Here is a 2,432-nt window from a genome sequence, read left to right as displayed (position 1 = left end):
ATAAAGGTATGCTTGTAGCCTCAGGATCTAGGGATGGTTCTGTTGTCGCAAGTTTCCTCAAAAATGACGGCAATGGTGATCCAGTTGGGGCTGCATTCGCAGGAGATTTAGTAGGGGCAATATCCTGGAGACCTGATGATTGTGCACTTGCAGCAGTTAATGCAAAAGGTGTTGTAAATGTATGGAAATTTAAAGTTCGTACTAACCTTTTTTCAAAGGGATTTAAGTAAAAAGTAGAAATTTATTAATTACCAATAGTTAGCTTTTAAATGTCTTTCCATACAAATGACCTCACAGTCATTATCTATCCCTTTTGGGTGAATATCGCAATATGAGAGACATTGAAAATATTCGTCTATAGGATTAGATTTATCAGTTTTACTAACTTCTTTCGAATGATTCATAAAAGAGTTCCTCAATTATTTAAAATCAAGATAGTCGAATTAAATATCAAAAGAAATAAGCAAAACTTACTAAAAATATCTCAAAAAAATTAACACGATTGATTACTACTCTCGGACATTTTTAATTAAAAAGCAATGCGTATAAAAACGGATTGTCTTTAGAGAAATATTTTCCTAATTTTATATTGTTGAGTTCTAGGAGGTCTTTCAAAATGATCGATAGCCTGCCTGAAATTTCGGAATAAACCGAACTAATTTAATTAACTGCTCCAATTATTTTTTATTAATGTCTAAGCTTCCTTCTTCTGCATCGTTTAGGTGCCCTTTAAGAAACAAGCTTAATTCTAGAGTTTTTGCCCCAGTTAAAGACAATTAGTTAATTTTGGTGAGCATTAGCTTAAAAGAAGTTAGCAACAAGGATCCATGATTTAGGTGCGTTATTAACTTCAGTAAAAAATATAAGTAAGAGATAAAAGAGGGCTTAAATTAGCCCTCTTTTTTTAATAAGATGACTTTCTTCTAGTTTTATAGATAATGATTAAAACAATAAAATTTAAAAATGGTTCGATATTATTGCCCATATTGCAATCCTAAATATCAATTTCAAAAACAATCCTCAAAAGGTAATTTGATTTGTGGCTTGTGCGGAGAGGATCTTGTAAAAAAACCATATATTAGGTTAAACCAGATAATCGCTTTAGTTGCTGCTTCATCATTACTTTTACCGTTGATATATACTTTTATTTTTTTAATTAAAAATCAAATAAATCCTCCTAATAAAAATTATCAAGCAAATGGTACTTTAATGATCATTATCAAAGAAACAATTTCATAAAACAATTTTAAAAATCTCGAGAGGTCAACCTCTACATAGTGATTTATTTAAACAAGAATTTTTACTCTCAATATTTATTTGATCATCAATATTTTTTAATTTGTTTTTATTACTTATTACTTTAACTTTTTGCCCACAATGTTCTTTACAACCACCATTAAATAAATTATGTGCATATAAATTGGAACTATTCGTAAGTAATAAAAGAAAAATTATTTTAAAAATTTGAATAAAATAAGACTTCATTTTTATTATGATTTTCTCGGAATTAGTAAATAAATAATATCAGTTAATTCCAAGGAGTGTTTATAAGTCCCCAGATATCAAAGAAGAAAAATAAAACTGCAATAACAACAAGATCCCATGCTCTTTCCCTAAAAGCCCAAGGAGCAATAAAAACTTCCCCAAGTCCATGGAGTGCCGCCCCAATAGGTAAATGATCAAGAACAAGCAAACTGTGAGAGAGAATAAAAAGAAAGCTTGCGAAATATCTAAAAAAAACAAATTGCCAATTACTAGAATTCATACTTTTTTAGATTTTTAAAAAATATACTTCAATGATCAAAATAAAGAAATAGATCGAGTTAGGAGATGTTTTTTTTTGTAGCCATAAATACGAATAAAGATTTGAAGCTAAAGTAAAAGTTATTAAACCATGAAATATATGTTTTCAAGCTATCGTCCAAAAAATAGTTTTGATGAATACTTTAAAGATAACGTCAACTCTGCAAGAGAAATATTAATTCCACTTCTGTCCTCTTTAGATAATATGGGTCTTGAAGAGTTAAACAGGAATCATTCTGCAGCAAAAAAATTATTATTAAGACATGGTGCCACTTTCAGATTAAACGATACTGGTTTAAAAGGTACTGAGAGAATATTACCTTTTGATCCACTGCCAAGAATAATAAGTAAAGATGATTGGGTAACATTAGAAAAAGGCCTAAAACAAAGGCTTGAGGCAATTGATTTATTCCTAGACGATATTTATAATTCTCAAAATATAATTAATGATGGAATAATTCCAAGAGAGTTAATCGAGAGTTCAGAAGGTTGGAGACCTCAAATGATAGGTTTCAAACCTCCACTAAATAAATGGTGTCAAATTTCGGGACTTGATTTAATAAGGGACAGAAAAGGAGATTGGCATATTTTAGAAGATAATTTAAGGTGTCCTTCTGGGGTTGCTTATT

At 29.7% G+C, this 2,432-nt stretch carries 5 protein-coding genes and 1 pseudogene; 3 read left to right on the top strand and 3 right to left on the bottom strand.

Annotation, left to right across the window (positions count from 1 at the left end):
* Positions 1–230 (top strand): annotated as a pseudogene (locus MK115_RS09180) (hypothetical protein); the annotation flags it as partial.
* Positions 231–248: 18 nt separating this feature from the next.
* Here MK115_RS09180 and MK115_RS09175 read toward each other — a convergent pair.
* Complete coding sequence (locus MK115_RS09175; RefSeq protein ID WP_011863096.1) at positions 249–404, bottom strand: DUF8642 family protein; 156 nt, start codon at positions 402–404, stop codon at positions 249–251.
* Positions 405–963: 559 nt separating this feature from the next.
* Here MK115_RS09175 and MK115_RS09170 point away from each other — a divergent pair.
* Positions 964–1,239, top strand: coding sequence for a DNA gyrase (locus MK115_RS09170; RefSeq protein WP_287610911.1), 276 nt, complete (start codon positions 964–966; stop codon positions 1,237–1,239).
* Positions 1,240–1,263: 24 nt separating this feature from the next.
* Here the strand turns inward: MK115_RS09170 and MK115_RS09165 are convergent, their stop codons facing one another.
* Entirely contained in the window at positions 1,264–1,485 is a 222-nt protein-coding gene (locus MK115_RS09165) for a hypothetical protein (RefSeq protein ID WP_287610909.1), read from the bottom strand.
* Positions 1,486–1,528: 43 nt separating this feature from the next.
* Complete coding sequence (locus MK115_RS09160; RefSeq protein ID WP_025914705.1) at positions 1,529–1,765, bottom strand: DUF8641 family protein; 237 nt, start codon at positions 1,763–1,765, stop codon at positions 1,529–1,531.
* A 129-nt stretch (positions 1,766–1,894) separates the two neighbouring features.
* Between MK115_RS09160 and MK115_RS09155 the strand changes: the two genes are divergently transcribed.
* The coding region (locus tag MK115_RS09155) for a circularly permuted type 2 ATP-grasp protein (RefSeq protein ID WP_287610907.1) at positions 1,895–2,432 on the top strand (538 nt) is incomplete at its 3' end.

The organism is Prochlorococcus sp. ALOHA_ZT_50 (genome assembly GCF_022447305.1).
GTDB lineage: Bacteria > Cyanobacteriota > Cyanobacteriia > PCC-6307 > Cyanobiaceae > Prochlorococcus_A.
This window is presented reverse-complemented; position numbering and strand designations above follow the sequence as displayed.